General features: G+C 63.5%; 14 protein-coding genes and 2 tRNA genes. 10 read left to right on the top strand and 6 right to left on the bottom strand.

Features of this window, described 5'->3' with window-relative positions; all coding sequences use genetic code 11:
• Window positions 1–86: 86 nt before the first annotated feature.
• Entirely contained in the window at window positions 87–740 is a 654-nt protein-coding gene (gene msrQ / locus ACB037_RS19985) for a protein-methionine-sulfoxide reductase heme-binding subunit MsrQ (RefSeq protein WP_371175800.1), read from the top strand.
• 10 nt (window positions 741–750) lie between these two features.
• Here msrQ and ACB037_RS19980 read toward each other — a convergent pair whose 3' ends face one another.
• Window positions 751–999, bottom strand: coding sequence for a PepSY domain-containing protein (locus ACB037_RS19980; RefSeq protein WP_286700083.1), 249 nt, complete (start codon window positions 997–999; stop codon window positions 751–753).
• 63 nt (window positions 1000–1062) lie between these two features.
• On the opposite strand from ACB037_RS19980, the gene ACB037_RS19975 reads away from it, so the two are divergent.
• The 4 genes from ACB037_RS19975 to ACB037_RS19960 all read left to right on the top strand — a co-directional run bounded on the left by ACB037_RS19975 (window position 1063) and on the right by ACB037_RS19960 (window position 4081).
• A complete protein-coding gene (locus ACB037_RS19975; RefSeq protein WP_041211926.1) occupies window positions 1063–1395 on the top strand; it encodes a PepSY domain-containing protein in 333 nt (110 codons plus the stop codon).
• 87 nt (window positions 1396–1482) lie between these two features.
• Entirely contained in the window at window positions 1483–2139 is a 657-nt protein-coding gene (locus ACB037_RS19970; protein WP_005332666.1) for a response regulator transcription factor, read from the top strand.
• Between the two features lie 31 nt (window positions 2140–2170).
• A complete protein-coding gene (locus ACB037_RS19965) occupies window positions 2171–3517 on the top strand; it encodes a sensor histidine kinase (RefSeq protein ID WP_010675971.1) in 1347 nt (448 codons plus the stop codon).
• 102 nt (window positions 3518–3619) lie between these two features.
• Window positions 3620–4081: a hypothetical protein gene (locus ACB037_RS19960; protein WP_010675970.1), complete on the top strand. Its 462-nt coding sequence runs from the start codon at window positions 3620–3622 to the stop codon at window positions 4079–4081.
• A 362-nt stretch (window positions 4082–4443) separates the two neighbouring features.
• Here the strand turns inward: ACB037_RS19960 and torA are convergent, their stop codons facing one another.
• Together torA and ACB037_RS19950 are read right to left on the bottom strand one after the other, a co-directional pair.
• Window positions 4444–6924 carry a trimethylamine-N-oxide reductase TorA gene (torA, locus tag ACB037_RS19955; RefSeq protein WP_371175799.1) on the bottom strand — a complete coding sequence of 827 codons (2481 nt, stop codon included), beginning with the start codon at window positions 6922–6924 and terminating at the stop codon, window positions 4444–4446.
• A 22-nt stretch (window positions 6925–6946) separates the two neighbouring features.
• Entirely contained in the window at window positions 6947–8077 is a 1131-nt protein-coding gene (locus ACB037_RS19950) for a NapC/NirT family cytochrome c (RefSeq protein WP_128296094.1), read from the bottom strand.
• A 298-nt stretch (window positions 8078–8375) separates the two neighbouring features.
• Here ACB037_RS19950 and ACB037_RS19945 point away from each other — a divergent pair, with 298 nt between their 5' ends.
• On the top strand, window positions 8376–10373 hold the full coding sequence (locus ACB037_RS19945) for a DNA topoisomerase III (protein WP_286700081.1): 1998 nt from the start codon (window positions 8376–8378) through the stop codon (window positions 10371–10373).
• Window positions 10374–10445: 72 nt separating this feature from the next.
• Here the strand turns inward: ACB037_RS19945 and ACB037_RS19940 are convergent, their stop codons facing one another.
• Both ACB037_RS19940 and ACB037_RS19935 read right to left on the bottom strand, forming a co-directional pair.
• Complete coding sequence (locus ACB037_RS19940) at window positions 10446–11801, bottom strand: TrkH family potassium uptake protein (protein ID WP_041211921.1); 1356 nt, start codon at window positions 11799–11801, stop codon at window positions 10446–10448.
• Window positions 11798–12451, bottom strand: coding sequence for a TrkA family potassium uptake protein (locus ACB037_RS19935; protein ID WP_010675965.1), 654 nt, complete (start codon window positions 12449–12451; stop codon window positions 11798–11800). The genes ACB037_RS19940 and ACB037_RS19935 overlap by 4 nt, the downstream gene beginning before the upstream one ends.
• A 125-nt stretch (window positions 12452–12576) precedes the next feature.
• On the opposite strand from ACB037_RS19935, the gene murB reads away from it, so the two are divergent.
• Both murB and birA read left to right on the top strand, forming a co-directional pair.
• A complete protein-coding gene (murB, locus tag ACB037_RS19930; RefSeq protein ID WP_371175798.1) occupies window positions 12577–13614 on the top strand; it encodes a UDP-N-acetylmuramate dehydrogenase in 1038 nt (345 codons plus the stop codon).
• Window positions 13611–14576 (top strand): bifunctional biotin--[acetyl-CoA-carboxylase] ligase/biotin operon repressor BirA, encoded by a 966-nt coding sequence (gene birA / locus ACB037_RS19925; protein ID WP_010675963.1) that lies wholly within the window; start codon window positions 13611–13613, stop codon window positions 14574–14576. Before murB ends, birA begins: the two co-directional genes overlap by 4 nt.
• Window positions 14577–14652: 76 nt before the next feature.
• Here birA and coaA read toward each other — a convergent pair whose 3' ends face one another.
• Complete coding sequence (coaA, locus tag ACB037_RS19920; protein ID WP_029314861.1) at window positions 14653–15591, bottom strand: type I pantothenate kinase; 939 nt, start codon at window positions 15589–15591, stop codon at window positions 14653–14655.
• A gap of 263 nt (window positions 15592–15854) precedes the next feature.
• On the opposite strand from coaA, the gene ACB037_RS19915 reads away from it, so the two are divergent.
• Both ACB037_RS19915 and ACB037_RS19910 read left to right on the top strand, forming a co-directional pair.
• Window positions 15855–15939, top strand: a tRNA-Tyr gene (locus tag ACB037_RS19915).
• A 38-nt stretch (window positions 15940–15977) separates the two neighbouring features.
• Window positions 15978–16052, top strand: a tRNA-Gly gene (locus ACB037_RS19910).
• Window positions 16053–16120 lie beyond the last annotated feature (68 nt).

Raw genomic sequence — 16120 nt, 5'->3', positions numbered from 1 at the left:
ACGTTCTGCCCGACTGATCTCTTGCCCCCTTCTCCCCTGGTGGGAGAGGGGATGAGAAGCGGGAAAAACATGACGGGAACTGCAATATGATGCCGAGACTGAAAACAGCCCATGTCAACGGCTTGCGGGCGCTGGTGCACCTTGGTTCGATCGGCTTTCTGCTCTGGCTGGGCTATGCCGTGCCAGCCGGGCTGCTGGGGGGGGATCCGGTCCAGGGGCTGACCCATTACCTTGGCAAGGGGGCCCTCCACCTGCTGTTGCTGACCCTGCTGGTGTCGCCGCTCGCCAAGCGCTGGCGCCAGGGGCAGCTCATCAAGTTGCGCCGCCCCCTCGGGCTCTGGTGCGCCGCCTGGGCGTCCCTGCACTTCATGGTCTGGCTGGGGCTGGATCTGCAGTTCGACTGGGGGCTGATTGGCGGCGAGCTGGTGAAGCGCAGCTACATAGTGGTGGGCATGGTGGCGCTGCTGCTGTTGCTGGCGCTCGGCATCACCTCGATCCCGGCCCTGTTGCGGCGCATGGGGCCTGCCTGGCAGAAGCTGCACAACTGGATCTACGGGGTGGCTCTGCTGGTGCCGGTACACTACTGGTGGTCGGTCAAGAGCGGGTGGCAGGAGCCGCTCATCTATCTGGTGCTGGCCTGCGCCCTGCTGTGGCCCCGTCGGGAAAAGCTGCTGCGCCCCTGGCGCAAGCGCCCGCAAGTGGCCGGGAGGGGGGCGGCGCAACAGCCGTCACACCCATAGCAAAAGAGGCCTATTCGGCCTCTTTTTTGGTGATCTCGCCGGTGTTGGCATCGACCTGCAACTGGACGCGCTGATCGTTGGCATTCAGGGTATCGACCTCGAATTTGTCCCCTTCCAGCTCCACTTCCCGAATGTCGTGATACCCTTGTGCCAGCAACAACTTGACCAGTCCGGCCATGTCGAGACGTGTCTGCGCCGCCCAGCCAAAGGTGGAAAAGAGGCACAAGATCAGCAGGATACTGCGTGGGATCATATTCATTCCGGATTCATGGCTGGCACACTATAAACGGCATTATGTTAGGTTTTGAGAGATGAATCACCCATGAATAGCGCGCTGCCCCTGCTTGGATTGCTGCTGCCGATGCTGGTTCAGGCGGCCCAGCCGAACGAGGCCTTGTTGCAACAGGCGGTCAGCGAGGGGCGGGTCCGTCCTTTTCATGAGTTGATGGCGGTAGCCTCCCGCCTGCCGGTGCGCGTGCTGCGCGTCGATCTGGGTGAGGAGGATGGCGTCTGGCTCTACGAGCTCAGGCTCATCGACGAGGAGAACAGCGTCATCAAGGTGGGCTACCGGGCTGACAACCTGGAGATGGTGTGGCTCAAGGGTCACCATCTGGAGCGCCTGTTCGCTCCGCGCCCGCCCCCGGAAGAGGAGTAACGGCGTGAGTCCGCGAACGTACCGTCGTTCGGTTCGTCCCCCCAACCGTTGCCAGTGCCGGCACAACCCTGTTTTGGATACCCATGTATGCGCATTCTGATAGTTGAAGATGAAAAGATCCTCGCGGGCCAGCTGGCGGAGCAGCTGCGTCTGTCCGGTTTCGTCACCGATCTCTGCCACGATGGCAACGAGGCGGGCTTTCTCGGCGAGACCGAACCCTATGACGCCATCATCCTGGATCTCGGCCTGCCCGGTCGCGACGGGCTGAGCGTACTGAAGGAGTGGCGCAGCAAGGGGATGGACACCCCGGTGCTGGTGCTGACCGCCCGTGGCCAGTTGCACGAGAAGATTGAAGGGCTCAACGCCGGGGCGGACGACTACCTCACCAAGCCCTTCCAGGTGGCGGAGCTGGTGGCCAGGGTGCAGGCGCTGGTGCGCCGGGCGGCGGGGAACGCCAGCTCCATCCTCGAGATCGGTGGCGTGCGTCTCGACATGGCGGCTTCCCAGGTGTGGTACGAGGGGACCCCCATCAAGCTCACCGCCCACGAGTTCCGGGTGCTGGGCTACCTGATGCAGCACAGGGGCAAGGTGGTGTCCCGCAGCGAGCTGATCGACCACATCTATGCCCAGGATTTCGATCGCGACTCCAACACCGTGGAGGTGTTCATCGGCCGCATTCGCAAGAAGACCCACGCCGATCTCATCGAGACGGTGCGCGGCCTCGGCTACCGGATCAACGAATGACATCCTCGCAACCGATGGCGGGGTGGGTTGAATGAGGCTGGTACGCACCCTGCGAGGTCGGCTGGTGGTGATCGCCATGGTCTGGTGCGGTCTCTTCCTGTTCGCCACCGGCTTCAGCCTGCAGACCATGATGCGCAACTACTGGCAGGAGGCGGAGGCCGATGGCCTGCGCCTGCAGCTCTACGATCTGCTCTCCCGCCTCGAGATCCAGCCGGACGGCATGCCGGTGGTCACCGAGCCCATGGCCGACCCCCGTTATCGCCAGCCCTACTCCGGCTACTACTGGCAACTGGAGCTGGGGGAGACGGTGGTCAGTCGCTCCCGCTCCCTGTGGGATGCCCATCTGAGTGCCCACGGCCTGAAGTCGGCTTTCGGCGATCCGGATCTCTTTGTCGGCAAGGGGCCCAACAAGGAGCCCCTGCTCATCATGACCCGTACCGTGCTGCTGCCGGGGTCTGATCGGGTCTTCACCCTGGTGATGGCCAAGGACAGCAGCGCCCTGACCCAGACCCTGAAGAAGACCCGCATCAGCCTGTTCCTCGGCCTCGGCTTTGCCGCCACCGGCCTGGTGCTCGGCTTCATGTTCCAGATCCTCTACGGCCTGCGCCCGCTGCACCTGCTGCGCCGCGAGCTGAGCCGTGTCCATCAGGGTCATCAGGAGGGGTTCCGGCTGCGCTACCCCCTGGAGATCCAGCCGCTGGTGGAGGACATCAACCGCCTGCTGCACCACTATGGCGAGCTGCTGCAACGGGCCCGCTCCCACACCGGCAACCTGGCCCACGCCCTCAAGACGCCGCTCAGCATCATGCGCAACCAGGTGACCCAGCTGCCGCCGGAGGATCAGGCCGCCCTCGGCGAGCAGCTCGACCAGATCCAGCGCCACATCGACTATCACCTCGGCAAGGCGCGGGTGACCGGCGCCGCCAAGATCCTCGGGGTGTCGACCCCGGTGCGGGCCCGGGTGGAGTATATCTGCCGCGCCTTCTCCCGCCTCTATCCCGGCAAGACGGTGGACTTGCAGGTGCCGGTCAATCTGGCGGTCGGGGTGGAGGAGCAGGACTTCGACGAGATGGTGGGCAACCTGCTGGAGAACGCCTTCAAGTGGTCCGCCAGCGAGCTGCGCATCTCCAGCGCCGAGCTGGGGGGCTGGATCACCCTGCGCATTGAGGACGACGGTCCCGGCATGAGCGAGGATCAGATCGCCAAGGCGGTGCTGCGGGGGGTGCGCCTCGACGAGAAGGTGCCGGGCTCGGGCCTTGGCCTCAACATCGTCTCGGATCTCGCGGAAGCCTATCGTGGCAGCCTCATCATGGGGCGGGCCGAGCTGGGGGGGCTCGCCGCTTCCCTCTCCCTGCCCAAGGTGGCCAGGGTCGAGTGATGGGGCGCCCCGTCGGGGGGCCCCTTTTGTGCCGCCGTGCTGGCAAGGGTGCGGCACCCGGCATAAGATACGTCACTTGTTTCAGGTGTAGGAAGGGTAGCAATGACTGACGATCCTTGGGCTTTGTGCCATCTCGATGATTCGTTCGATGCCTCGGTGCTGGGCACCAAGGGGGCCCAGATCCAGTGGTTCGAGGACAGGGATGCCCTGATCCAGTTCCTGCTGGAGGACTTTGTCGACCTGCTGGCCGACGTGGGCGAACTGGACGAGGATCAGACCGAGAGCGCCCGCGAGCGCTTCACCCTGCTGGTGGAGCAGAGCCTGGATGATCGCACCCTGATGGATGCCATCAACGATCTCGCCTCCGGCCTGCGCCGCATTGCCTGGCTGGGGCCCCTCTCCGAACTGGCGGAGTTGAGCGACGACTTCGCAAGCGGGTTGCGTGCCTTCTTCTGGAGCCAGTATGACGGTGACGAGGATGACCCAGAGGCCTGGGTGCCGGAAGATCTCTGGCCCCAGCTGGTGGAGTGTGCCGAAGAGTACATGGTGGAAGGAGACTTCTGATGCTCCTCCCGCACACCTTTCATTCCAGAGAATAAAGACGGCGCCTTCGGGCGCCGTCTTTATTGGCGGGAACGGAGGGGCCTGAGGGTGATCGGGCAGGAGGCGTGCGGGACGGGATCTGGGGTGGGCAGGGCTGCCCCGGAGCAGTTGGCCATGTGTATAAGCAAGCATCGGGTCATTATGGGAAAAGCCATAAGTTAAATTTATGCAGGGTGAGCAGGCCCCTCAGGGGGCCCGTGAGCCGAGTCAGCCTCCCCGCAGGGGGATTACCCGCGCCTCCCCATGGCTGCCGAGGGTCATCCTTGCCAGCCCGGAATAAAAACGGCGCCTCTATGGCGCCGTTTTGTCTGCATGCAACCGCCTCAGCCGTTGGCCGGTACCTCGTGCGCCGTGTTGGCGAGCACTGGCCCGATATACTTCTCTATCTGCAATTGGGCCATGTGGCCGCAGTTGCCCTGGGCCAGACTGGACGAGCCCTCGTCGAAGGTGAGGCAGTTGATGTTGCCGTTCTTGCAGATGCTGCCCGCTTCGCCCGGCTTGGCCGGATCGTACCAGGCCCCTTCACACACCCGCACTACCCCGGGCCGGATATCGGCGGAGATCAGGGCCCCCACCAGGATCTGGCCGCGCTCGTTGAAGGCCCGTACCAGATCGCCATCCTGGATGCCGCGCGCCTTGGCGTCGTCCGGATGGATCAGGATCGCCTCCCGATCGGCGATGGCGAACTTGTCCCGCAGCGGGGTGTTGTCGAGCTGGGAGTGCAACCGCTGGGTCGGGTGGGAGGTGTTGAGCGACAGCGGATAGCGCGCCGCCACCTCGCTCTTCACCCACTCCTTGGGCTCATACCACTTGGGATGACCGGCGCAGTCGGCATAACCCATCCCCGCCACCGTGTTGGAGAAGATCTCGATCTTGCCGGACGGGGTACCGAGCGGGTTGAGCAGCGGGTTCTCGCGAAAATCGGCGTGACGGATCCACTGGCGGTTGGCCTCCGGGATCGGGAAGCGGATGTAGTTGTTGGACTCCCAGAACATGTTGAACGGCGGCAGCGCCACACGTGCGCCACGGGCCTGCGCTGCCATGCCGTCGTACATCTGCTTGAGCCACAGCATCTCGTCCTTCCCTTCGGTGTACTGCTCCTGCACGCCCAGCTTGGCGGCGATGGCGCTGAAGATGTCGAAGTCGTTGCGGGCTTCAAACTGGGGGGGCACGCACTGGTGCATCGGGAAGACGTAGCGCTGGGAGTAGTCGCCGCCCATCTCCAGATCGTTGCGCTCGTAGCTGGTGGTGACCGGCAGCACGATGTCGGCGTGTTTGGCAGTCGCCGTCCAGTAGGGTTCGTGCACGATCACGGTCTGGGGTTTGCGCCACGCCTTGACCAGGTTGTTGGTGTCCTGATGGTGGTGGAAGGGGTTGCCCCCCGCCACGTAGACCAGCTTGATGTCCGGATAGGTCACCTTGCGGCCGTTGAAGTCGATGGTCTTGCCCGGATTGGCGAGGCAGTCGGCGATGCGCGCCACCGGGATCGGTGCCGGGCTGTTCTTCGGTGCGTTGCCGGCGGAGATCCCCGCCAGAATGCCGCCCTTGGCGGTGGGGCTGCCACCGGAGGAGTAGTGGTAGCTGAAGCCGTAGCCGCCCCCCGGCATGCCGATCTGGCCCAGCATGGCAGCCAGAGTGACCAGCATCCAGTTGGGCTGCTCCCCGTGGTGCTGACGCTGCATGCCCCAACCGGCCATGATCATGGTGCGCTTGGCGGCCATGTCGAGGGCCAGCTGGCGGATCACCTTGGCATCGACGCCGCAGATGCTGCTCGCCCACTCGGCGCTCTTGGGCTGGCCGTCCTCCTTGCCGAGCAGGTAGGCGAGGAAGGTATCGAAGCCGACGGTGTAGCGATCGAGGAAGGCCTGATCGTGCTTCTTCTCGCTGTAGAGGGTGTGGGCCACCCCCAGCATCATGGCCACGTCTGTGTAGGCGTTCGGGGCAATCCACTCGGCGCCGACCAGCTTGGCGGTCTCGTTGTAGACGGGATCGATGCTGATGACCCGGGTGCCTTTCTCTTTCAGCGCCTTGAAGCCCGCTTGACCTTCGTGATCCGGCATGTTCCAGCTGTTCTTCAGGGTGACCTGGGCGTTGACCCCCCAGAGCACCACCAGTTCGGCGTGCTCCACCACGTTGGGCCAGGCGGTCTGCTGCTCGTACACCTCGATGGAGCCCATCACGTGGGACATGATCACCTGAGCCGCGCCGGTGGAGTAGTCACCAGCATAACCGGTGAAGCCGCCCGATAGGTTCATCAGGCGGTGCAGCAGGGTGCGGCTGTTGTGGAACATGCCGACACTCTTCCAGCCGTAGGAACCGGCGTGGATCGCCTGCGGGCCGAAATCAGACTGGACGCGCTGGATCTCGCCGGCCACCAGGTCGATGGCCTTTTCCCAGCTCACCCGTACCCACTCGTCGGCACCGCGCAGCTCCGGTTTGGCCCCCGGGCCGTGCTCCAGCCAGCTTTTGCGCACCATGGGGTACTTGATGCGGTTCTTGGCGTGGACCTGGAACGGCGCCATGTCGATGAGGTCATTCGGTGCCGGATCGTCGGCCACCGGCTGGACCCGCACCATGCGGCCCTCGGAGACGATGGCCTCGAAGGCTCCCCAGTGGGCGCCGGTCAGGATGCCCTTCTGGGCGGGCACCAGGGTGGGGAACTGCTCAAGGGCCGTGCTGACGGCCTTGGCCAGGGCGCTTTTCGGGAAGATACCGGCCAGCAGGGGCAAGGCGGCACAGGCCCCCAGCCCCTTGAGCAGAGTACGGCGGGAGAGGTTGGTCTGTTGGTCATTGAAAAAAGTCATGGGAGAGTCCTCTGTTCCTGCCTTAATGGGCCGCGCTCATGTCGCTGGCGTGTTTCTGCACGTATTGGGTGAGCATGCGCGCCTGCTCCGGGGTGAGGGAGGTACGGGACTCCATCCCCTTGATGACGCCGATCCACTGGTTGGCGTTGAAGTGATCCAGCGCGGTGAGGCCGTGACAGCCGGTGCAGTTGTTGGACATCAGGGTGGAGGCGTATTGCCACAGCTTGCCCTGGTCGCCGATGAGCTGGCTCTGGTCGACCCAGGCGGTCAGGCTGACCTGATGCCAGGTGAGGTTGGTGGCGCTGTCGGTCTCGCTCTTGCCGGTCACGAGGGCTTTTCTGGCGGCTTCGCCGACCAGCACGCTCAGGATCCGTTTGCCGGGGGCGGCGTAGAACACCTCGCTCACCCCGTCCTGCTGCCAGCCGTCGATGCGCACCTGGGCGCGGCCGTTGTCGTTGGCCAGCACTTCCACCTGGGTGGAGGGCATCAGGGTGCCTTCATCAGTCTTGGCGCCGGCATCCAGATAGAGCGGGGTGGTGGCAATGGCATAGCGGGTGGTGACGGTTACCGGGGTCTGGGCCGCGGCGGCGGCCAGTTCGCTGGCACCGGCGGCAGCCAGGCCGCTCATGTCCGGCATGATGTGGGCGACGCCGCGGTGGCAGTCGATGCAGGTCTGACCCTCCTTGATGGCGACCGGGTGCTCGGCGCGGGCATTGGGGCGCTGGGCCAGGATGTCCATGGCGGCGTAGCTGTGGCAACTGCGACAGGTGGCGGAGTCATTGGCCTTGAGCTGATCCCACACGGTCTGGGCCATGCGCAGCTTGTGGGCCTCGTATTTTTCCGGGGTGTCGAGGGTGCCGATCGCCTCGTGATAGATGTCTTTCACGGCGCGGATCTTGGTCCAGAGATAGGCGGCGGGTTCACTGGGGATGTGGCAGTCGGCGCACTCGGCGCGGATCCCCTTCACGTTCTGGAAGTGGACGCTGCCCTGATATTCGGCGAGCGGGGTCTGCATGGAGTGGCAGGAGACGCAGAACTCGGTGGAGCTGGTCTTGTGCAGCACGGTGACGGTGACGCCCAGTGCGGCGATCCCCAGCAGGGCCCCGAGCAGCAGAAGCCAGAACCAGGTCTTTCTCAACAGTTTTCCAAGCATGGTGACGGTGTCCTTCGAATTCGGGTATTACCAATATAGTAGTAGTCCCAGGATTCAAAGGGTTGACCTCGGTCATGGTTTTTATTTCGTCATATAATTGATTTTTGGTTTTGTTATTTGTTTTGGCATGATTTATTGAATTTAAATCGCATTTTTCCCATACAGCGGGAGCGGGATGTGCTGTGGTGGGAGCGATGCCCAAGCCGGGGCGGGGAGGCAGTACGCCACCCCGGGGCTTGGGGTTTGTGGCGAGAGGATTGTATACTGTTCACATATACAGTATTCAGGTGTATCCATCATGCGACTCTTTATCGCCGAGAAACCCAGCCTTGGCCGCGCCATCGCCGATGTCCTCCCCAAACCGCACAAGAAGGGGGATGGTTTCATCGAGACGGCGCAGGGAGACGTGGTGACCTGGTGCATCGGCCACCTGCTGGAGCAGGCCGAGCCCGATGCCTACGATGCCGCCTACAAGCAGTGGCGCATGGAATCCCTTCCCATTGTCCCGACCCAGTGGCAGTTGGTGGCCAAACCCAAGACCAAGGCCCAGCTGGCCGTCATCAAGGGGCTCATCAAGCAGGCGGACTGCGTGGTCAACGCCGGTGACCCGGACAGGGAAGGGCAACTGCTGGTGGACGAGGTGATCGACTTTCTCGGTTATCCCAAGACCAAACCGGTTCAGCGCTGCCTCATCAGCGATCTCAATCCCCCCGCCGTGCGCCGCGCCCTCGACAAGCTCAGGGACAACAAGGAGTTCGTGCCGCTGGCGGTGTCGGCGCTGGCCCGTAGCCGTGCCGACTGGCTCTATGGCATCAACATGACCCGGGCCTATACCCTGCTTGGCCGCAAGGGGGGCTGCAGCGAACTGCTGTCGGTGGGCCGGGTACAGACCCCCTTGCTCGGTCTGGTGGTGCGCCGGGATCTCGAGATCGAGGCCTTCGTTCCCAAGCCGTTCTACGAGGTGATGGCCCATCTGCTGACCCAGGGCAACGAACGCTTCACCGCCAGGTGGCTGCCATCGGAGGCCTGCCTGCCCTGGCAGGATGAGGAGGGACGGGTGCTCAACCGGGCGCTGGCCGCCAAGGTGGTGGAGCGGATCCAGGGGCAACCCGCCCGGGTGGAGGCGGTGGAGGAGCAGGCGCGCAAGCAGGCGGCGCCGCTCCCCTACAACCTCTCCAGCCTGCAGATCGACGCGGCCAAGCGCTTTGGCATGGATGCCAAGCGGGTGCTGGATATCTGCCAGAGCCTCTACGAGCGGCACAAGCTCATCACCTATCCCAGATCCGACAGCCGCCATCTGCCGAGCGAGCACTTCAACCGGGCCGGCCAGGTGCGGGAGGCCATCGCCAGCACGGCCCCTGCGCTGGCCAGGGCGGTCGCCGAAGCGGATGGAAGGATCCGCAGCAAGGCGTGGAACGACAGCAAGGTGGATGCCCACCACGCCATCATTCCCACCGAGAAGAGGGGGAACGAGGCGAGCCTGGGGGCCGACGAGGCGAAGCTGTACGGCCTGATTGCCCGCCAGTATCTGCTGCAGTTCTACCCGCCGTTCGAGTACAACGACAGCAAGGTGTTGCTGCGCATCGCCGGAGGGCTGTTCCAGGCCAAGGCGCGCCGCATCCTCAAGGCGGGCTGGAAGGCGCTGCTCGGAGTGGAAGAGGATGACGAGGAGGAGGCGGGAACCCTGCCTGCCCTGAAAGAGGGGGAGGAACTGCTGTGCGAGCGGGGGGAACTGCTGGAGAAGATGACCCAGCCCCCCAAGCCGTTTACCGATGCCACCCTGCTGGCCGCCATGACCGGCATCGCCCGTTATGTGCAGGATCCCGAGATCCGCAAGACCCTGCGGGAGACCGACGGTCTGGGCACCGAGGCGACCCGGGCCGGGATCATCGATCTGCTGTTCAAGCGCCGCTTCCTGGTGCGCCAGGGCAAGAGCATCAAGGCCACCCCGACCGGGCGAGCCCTGGTCCAGGCGCTGCCCGCGACCGCCACGACACCGGACATGACGGCACTGTGGGAGCAGAGTCTGGGGCAGATCGCCGAACGTCACGGCAGCTACCAGCAGTTCATGGGGCCGCTCACCGAGCAGCTTAACGGCCTGATCGAGGGGGCGCGGCAGGATTCCGGCGCCAGCTTCAGCGCGCTGCCCAAGGCGACGCCCGGTGACAGCAAGCACCGCTTTGCCCGCCGCAAGCGGACTGCGTCCACCGCCGCACGCCCCCGCACGAGCAAGAGTGCTGGCAAGAGTACGGGAAAGAGCTCTGGCAAGGGGACGACCAGGGGCAAGGCGGCCTGAGGCTGGCGCGCGCCGTGATCACATAGAAAAGAAAGAGGGGCCGGAGGCCCCTCTTTGTATGGATGGGATGGCTTACCCCGTGTAGACGCTCTCTTCCGGATAACGGATGCGGGTCTCCACCGGACGGGCCAGCATGATGGCCAGGGTGAGGGGCCCCAGACGGCCACAGATCATCACCAGCACCAGGATCAGCTTGCCCGGCTCGCTCAGAGAAGCGGTGATGCCGGTGGACAGTCCCACGGTGGCAAAGGCCGAGATGGTCTCGAACATGATCTTGTCGAATGATTGCGACTCCGTGAGCATCAGCAGGAACATCGCCAGCATCAGCACCATGGTACTGACGATGATGATGGCCAGGGAGCGGGTCACTATCTGGGGTGACAGGGTGCGGCCGAAGGCGGTGACATGGGGGCGCTTGGTCAGAAACGCCCGGGTCGCCAGCAGGACGACGGCAAAGGTGGTGACCTTGATACCGCCCCCGGTGGAGGTTGCCCCGGCACCGATGAACATCAGCATCATCATGAACAGCAGGGAGGCCGGTACCATCTGGCCGATATCCACCGTGTTGAAGCCCGCCGTGCGCGCGGTGGCCGACTGGAAGAAGGCTGCCAGCCACTGGCTCCCGAAGGAGGCGTTGCCCAGGGTGCCAGGGTTGTTGTGCTCCAGCAGCCAGAACATCAGGGTCCCCAGCAGCAGCAGGGCAGGGGTCATCAGCAGCATCAGCTTGCTGTGCAGTTTCAGCTTGCGCCAGCGGCGGTTGCGCACCAGGTCGACGATGACGGTGAAGCCTACCCCCCCCAGGATCAGCAGGGCCGGTATGGTCAGGCTGATGATGGGGTCATCCCGGTAGTCCATGAGGTTGTTGGCAAACAGCGAGAAGCCGGCGTTGTTGAAAGCCGACACCGCGTGGAAGAAGCTGACGTAGAGGCCGTGACCCCAGCCCATGTCGGGCACCCAGCGAATGGCCATGATGGCGGTGCCGATCAGCTGGGCAATCAGGGCGAACAGGACGATGCGTTTCACCAGCTGGACGATGTTGACGGATCCCTCCTGGCCCAGCGCCTCCTTGGCCAGCACCTGCTGGCGCAGCCCGACCCGCTTGCTGAACATGGCGATGAGCAGCAGTGTCATGGTCATCTGGCCGAGACCACCAATCTCCATCAATATCAACAGGATGATCTGCCCCTGCAGGGTGAAGGCGGTGCCGGTATCTACCACCCCGAGGCCGGTCACGCTGATGGCGGAGGTGGCGGTGAACAGGGCGTTGATGACGGTGACCTCACCCTTGTGGCTGGAGGGCTGGACCAGAAACAGGGTGCCAACCAGCAGGATGATGAGGAAACTGCCCAGGATGAGCTTGGCCTCGCTCCAGCGGGAGTTGTCTTCCCGATGCAGGGTGAAGGCGTAGTTGCTGCGCCAGTTGATCATAGGGTGTCGAGCCAGTGATCGATGGCGTGCTTGTTGCCGGCCAGGATCAGGATGTCACCGAGTTGCAGCTCCATCTTGCCGGTCAGGACGTTGTGCAGCACCTCACCCCGCTTGATGGCCAACAGCTGGAAATCGCTTTGCTGCAGCAGGCGCAAGTCGGCCAGGGTGCGGGTGTTTTGCTGCAAGCCGATCACGAACTCGGTCAGCACCATGTCGTGACCCAGCTCCAGGTAGTCGAACAGCCGGTTGTCCAGCATGCTCTGGGCCACCCGGCGGCCCATGTCCCACTCCGGGTTGATCACCTTGTCCGCGCCCACCTTCTGCAGGATCTTGGCGTGGAACTTGTCACGGGCCTTGACCCAGACCTTCTTCACGCCCGCCTCTTTCAGCACCAGCGTGGTCAGGATGCTGGTCTCCAGGTTGTCGCCGATGGCGACAAAGACGATGTCGAAATTCGCCAGGCCCAGTTCGGCGACCGTGGCCTCGTCGGTGGCATCGGCCACGATGACGTGGTTGCAGAGGGTGGCTATCTGGCGGGTCTTGCTCTCGTCGATGTCGATGGCCAGTACCTCGGCATTCTGGCGCTGCAACTCTTCGCACAAGGCGCTGCCAAACAGGCCCAGGCCGATGACGGCGAATTGATTGTTCATGCATGCTTCCTCAGCGGGATGAAGGGGTTACTCTACTCCAGCGCCCTGAGTCCGAAAAGTGTCCGGGTTTTTTGTCCCGGGGGATCTGGGGTAAACTGCGCCCTTGTCCTTGTCGGAACACACAGATGAAACTCACCCCCCACGCCTCCCTGTCGACCCTCAATACTCTGGGCCTGGATGCACACTGCCTCTGGCTGGCCGATGTGACCCGGCCGGATGATCTCGCGCAACTGCGGACCAACCCGGAGTTGGCCACCTTGCCGCGCCTGGTGCTGGGAGGAGGAAGCAACATCCTGTTCTGCGATGACTTTGCCGGTCTGGTGATCCACAACGGCCTGAAAGGGATCACGCTGCACGAGGAGTCCGAGCACTGGCTGCTGCACGTGGCGGCAGGTGAAAACTGGCACGAGCTGGTATGCCACGCCCTGCAACAGGGCTGGCACGGGCTGGAGAACCTGGCACTCATTCCTGGGACGGTCGGGGCGGCCCCGGTACAGAACATCGGTGCCTACGGGGTCGAGCTGGCCAGCGTCTGTGCCTACGTGGAGGCGTTCAACTGGCAGAGTGGCGAGGTTGAGCGCATCGCGGCGGCCGATTGCCGGTTCGGTTACCGTGACAGCATCTTCAAGCACGACTATCAGGACTCCCATTTCATCACCGCCGTCGGTCTGCGCCTGTCCAAGGCATGGCGCCCGGTCGCCGGTTATGGCCCGCTGGCGGCGCTGGGGGATGCCCCTTCGCCACAGGCCATTTTCGACACCGTCTGTGCCACCCGCATGGCCAAGCTGCCGGATCCGGCGGTGCTGGGCAACGCGGGCAGTTTCTTCAAAAACCCTGTGGTGCCCGCCGCCCTGGCCGAGACCCTGAAACAGCAATACCCGCAGATGCCCTGCTACCCTGCGGCAGAAGGGCAGGCCAAGCTGGCGGCTGGCTGGCTCATCGATCAGTGCGGTCTCAAGGGGTTTGCCATCGGTCGTGCCGCCGTGCATCAGGAGCAGGCGCTGGTGCTGGTCAATCTGGGGGGCGCCAGCGCCATGGAGCTCATCGCGCTGGCGGCCCATGTCCGCGACAGCGTGGAGCACCAGTTCGGTGTGGTGCTGGAACACGAGGTGCGCTTCATGGGGCGCAGCGGTGAAACCTGGCTCGACGAGGTACTGGCATGACCCTGACCCCCGTCAGACAGACCCTGATCACCCTGCTCAGCGACGGCCAGTTTCATTCCGGCGAGCAGCTGGGCGAGCGCCTTGGCATCAGCCGGGCGGCGGTGAGCAAGCACATGGCCGCGCTCAAGGATCTGGGGCTGGATCTCTTCAGCCTGACCGGCAAGGGCTATCGGCTGGCGGTGCCCATGGCCCTCTATGACGAGGGGCGGCTGCAGGCAGAGGCACCGATGGCACCGGTGCACTGCTTCCCTGTCATCGACTCCACCAACCAGTACCTGCTGGAGCGGGTCAACACCCTGAGCTCCGGCGAAAGCTGTCTGGCCGAGTGCCAGACCGCCGGGCGGGGACGTCGTGGCAAACCCTGGGTTTCTCCCTTCGGTTGCCAGCTGATCCTGAGCATGTACTGGCGGCTTGAGCAGGGCATGGCGGCCGCCATGGGACTGAGTCTCGCGGTCGGCGTGGCGGTGGTCGAGGCGCTGGAGTCCCTCGGTTATCCCGGGGTGGAGCTCAAGTGGCCGAACGACCTCTATTACCAGGGCCGCAAGCTGGCGGGCATCCTGGTGGAGATGAGCGGCAGTGCGGGTGCCAGCTGCCATCTGGTGATCGGGGTCGGCCTCAATCTGGCGATGCCGAGTCGGGAGGGGGAGAAGATCGATCAGGCCTGGTCCGAGCTGCGCCATATCCAGCCCGAACTGGTGGATCGCAACGAGCTGGCCGCCTGCGTGCTGCTGCACCTGCAGCAGGCCATGCAGACCTTCGAACAGACGGGACTGGCGAGTTTCGTCGAGAGCTGGAACCGGCTCGACCACTTCGCCGGCCAGCCGGTGAAGCTGCTGATGGGAGAGCAGGTGATCCGCGGGATTGCCCGGGGGATCGACGAACGCGGAGCCCTGCGTCTGGAGACGGAAGAGGGGCTCAAGTTCTATCTGGGAGGGGAACTCTCCTTGCGGCGGGGGGACTGAGCCCATACGCTCATGACGACTGAATGAAAGAGGGGGCCTGCGGGCCCCCTCTTTCATGTATGCACTGCGACAGTGGTCACTTGCGCAGCTTGATCTGCTCGATGGCGTGCTCGTTGCCCTTGGTGAGGATGAGGTTGGCCCGCTCCCGGGTCGGCAAGATGTTCTCTTGCAGATTCAGGTAGTTGATATCCTGCCAGATGTTGTTGGCGATCTCGGTCGCCTCGCTCTCGGCCAGCTTGGCGTAGTGGTGGAAATAGGAGTCGGGATCCGAGAAGGCGCCGCTGCGGAATTTGAGAAAACGATCGATGTACCAGGTGCGCAGCAGCTCGGCATCGGCATCCACATAGATGGAAAAGTCGACGAAGTCCGACACGAACACGCGATGAGGGTCCTGGGGATAGTCCATGCCGCTTTGCAGCACATTGAGCCCTTCCAGGATCAGGATGTCCGGCTGCTCCACCACCTTCTTCTCGTCGGGCAGGATGTCATAGATGAGGTGGGAGTAGACGGGGGCCTCGACCTTCTCGTGGCCGGCGCGGATATTGGCGACAAACTCCACCAGATGGCGGATGTCATAAGACTCGGGGAACCCCTTGCGGCGCATCAGGCCACGGGCTTCCAGCTCCTTGTTGGGAAACAGGAAGCCGTCGGTGGTGACCAGCTCCACCCTGGGGTGCTCCGGCCAGCGCTCCAGCAGTGCCTGAAGGATACGGGCCGTGGTGCTCTTTCCCCCCGCCACGCTGCCGGCGATACTGATGATATAGGTGCCCTTGCCGCGGGACTGACCGAGAAACTGCTCCAGCACCCGGCTGCGGCGCTGCTTGGCCTTGACGTAGAGATTGAGGAGACGGGAGAGGGGCAGATAGATCTCTTCCACTTCCCGCAATGATACCTTCTCGTTGATCCCGCGCAGGGTCTGCAGATCGTGCTCGGTCAGGGTCAGGGGGACCGCATCGCGCAATAACGCCCATTGTTCGCGGGTGAATTGCAAATAGGGGTTATGCTCTGTCGTCATGGTGTCATCACTGTTTCTTGGGCAGGGCGACCATACACCAAGGGATCGGGAGCGACAAGGGACGCGTCCGGCCGGGACGGAGAAGGAGCGTTTTTTTGCCTGGATCCCGGCATAAATGCACATTTTGCAAGGTGCAATGGTTGCATCCCCAAAATCCTTACCATAAAATGCGCGACGCTTGGATGTCTGTCGTCTATTTGCCCAGCAAAAGCGACAAAAACAACGGGTGCAAGCAGAATTACCGTTGTGGCATTTATGCAACTGGAGGGGTTCCCGAGCGGCCAAAGGGATCAGACTGTAAATCTGACGGCTCTGCCTTCGAAGGTTCGAATCCTTCTCCCTCCACCATATTTCTCTGCGGTTTGAGTTCTTTGGGTTAGAGAAATGCGGGCATCGTATAATGGCTATTACCTCAGCCTTCCAAGCTGATGATGCGGGTTCGATTCCCGCTGCCCGCTCCAAGATGCTGATATGGCTCAGGTAATTCTGAGAGCCACACCTTAGGGTGAGTTCGGCAATCGAACCAGCC

It is taken from the genome of Aeromonas sp. S19(2024), assembly GCF_041402625.1.
Classification (GTDB): Bacteria; Pseudomonadota; Gammaproteobacteria; order Enterobacterales; family Aeromonadaceae; genus Aeromonas; species Aeromonas caviae.
Note: the sequence above shows the minus strand (reverse complement) of the source record. Positions and strands in the feature narration are given on the sequence as shown.

Excerpts from the sequence above, each read along its gene's own strand:
- msrQ (WP_371175800.1), top strand. The coding sequence starts at position 87 with ATGATGCCGAGACTGAAAACAGCCCATGTCAACGGCTTGCGGGCGCTG.
- birA (WP_010675963.1), top strand. The coding sequence starts at position 13,611 with ATGACCCTGACCCCCGTCAGACAGACCCTGATCACCCTGCTCAGCGAC.
- ACB037_RS19965 (WP_010675971.1), top strand. The coding sequence starts at position 2,171 with ATGAGGCTGGTACGCACCCTGCGAGGTCGGCTGGTGGTGATCGCCATG.
- ACB037_RS19980 (WP_286700083.1), bottom strand. The coding sequence starts at position 999 with ATGAATATGATCCCACGCAGTATCCTGCTGATCTTGTGCCTCTTTTCC.
- ACB037_RS19935 (WP_010675965.1), bottom strand. The coding sequence starts at position 12,451 with ATGAACAATCAATTCGCCGTCATCGGCCTGGGCCTGTTTGGCAGCGCC.
- coaA (WP_029314861.1), bottom strand. The coding sequence starts at position 15,591 with ATGACGACAGAGCATAACCCCTATTTGCAATTCACCCGCGAACAATGG.
- murB (WP_371175798.1), top strand. The coding sequence starts at position 12,577 with ATGAAACTCACCCCCCACGCCTCCCTGTCGACCCTCAATACTCTGGGC.
- ACB037_RS19950 (WP_128296094.1), bottom strand. The coding sequence starts at position 8,077 with ATGCTTGGAAAACTGTTGAGAAAGACCTGGTTCTGGCTTCTGCTGCTC.
- torA (WP_371175799.1), bottom strand. The coding sequence starts at position 6,924 with ATGACTTTTTTCAATGACCAACAGACCAACCTCTCCCGCCGTACTCTG.
- ACB037_RS19975 (WP_041211926.1), top strand. The coding sequence starts at position 1,063 with ATGAATAGCGCGCTGCCCCTGCTTGGATTGCTGCTGCCGATGCTGGTT.
- ACB037_RS19970 (WP_005332666.1), top strand. The coding sequence starts at position 1,483 with ATGCGCATTCTGATAGTTGAAGATGAAAAGATCCTCGCGGGCCAGCTG.
- ACB037_RS19945 (WP_286700081.1), top strand. The coding sequence starts at position 8,376 with ATGCGACTCTTTATCGCCGAGAAACCCAGCCTTGGCCGCGCCATCGCC.
- ACB037_RS19940 (WP_041211921.1), bottom strand. The coding sequence starts at position 11,801 with ATGATCAACTGGCGCAGCAACTACGCCTTCACCCTGCATCGGGAAGAC.
- ACB037_RS19960 (WP_010675970.1), top strand. The coding sequence starts at position 3,620 with ATGACTGACGATCCTTGGGCTTTGTGCCATCTCGATGATTCGTTCGAT.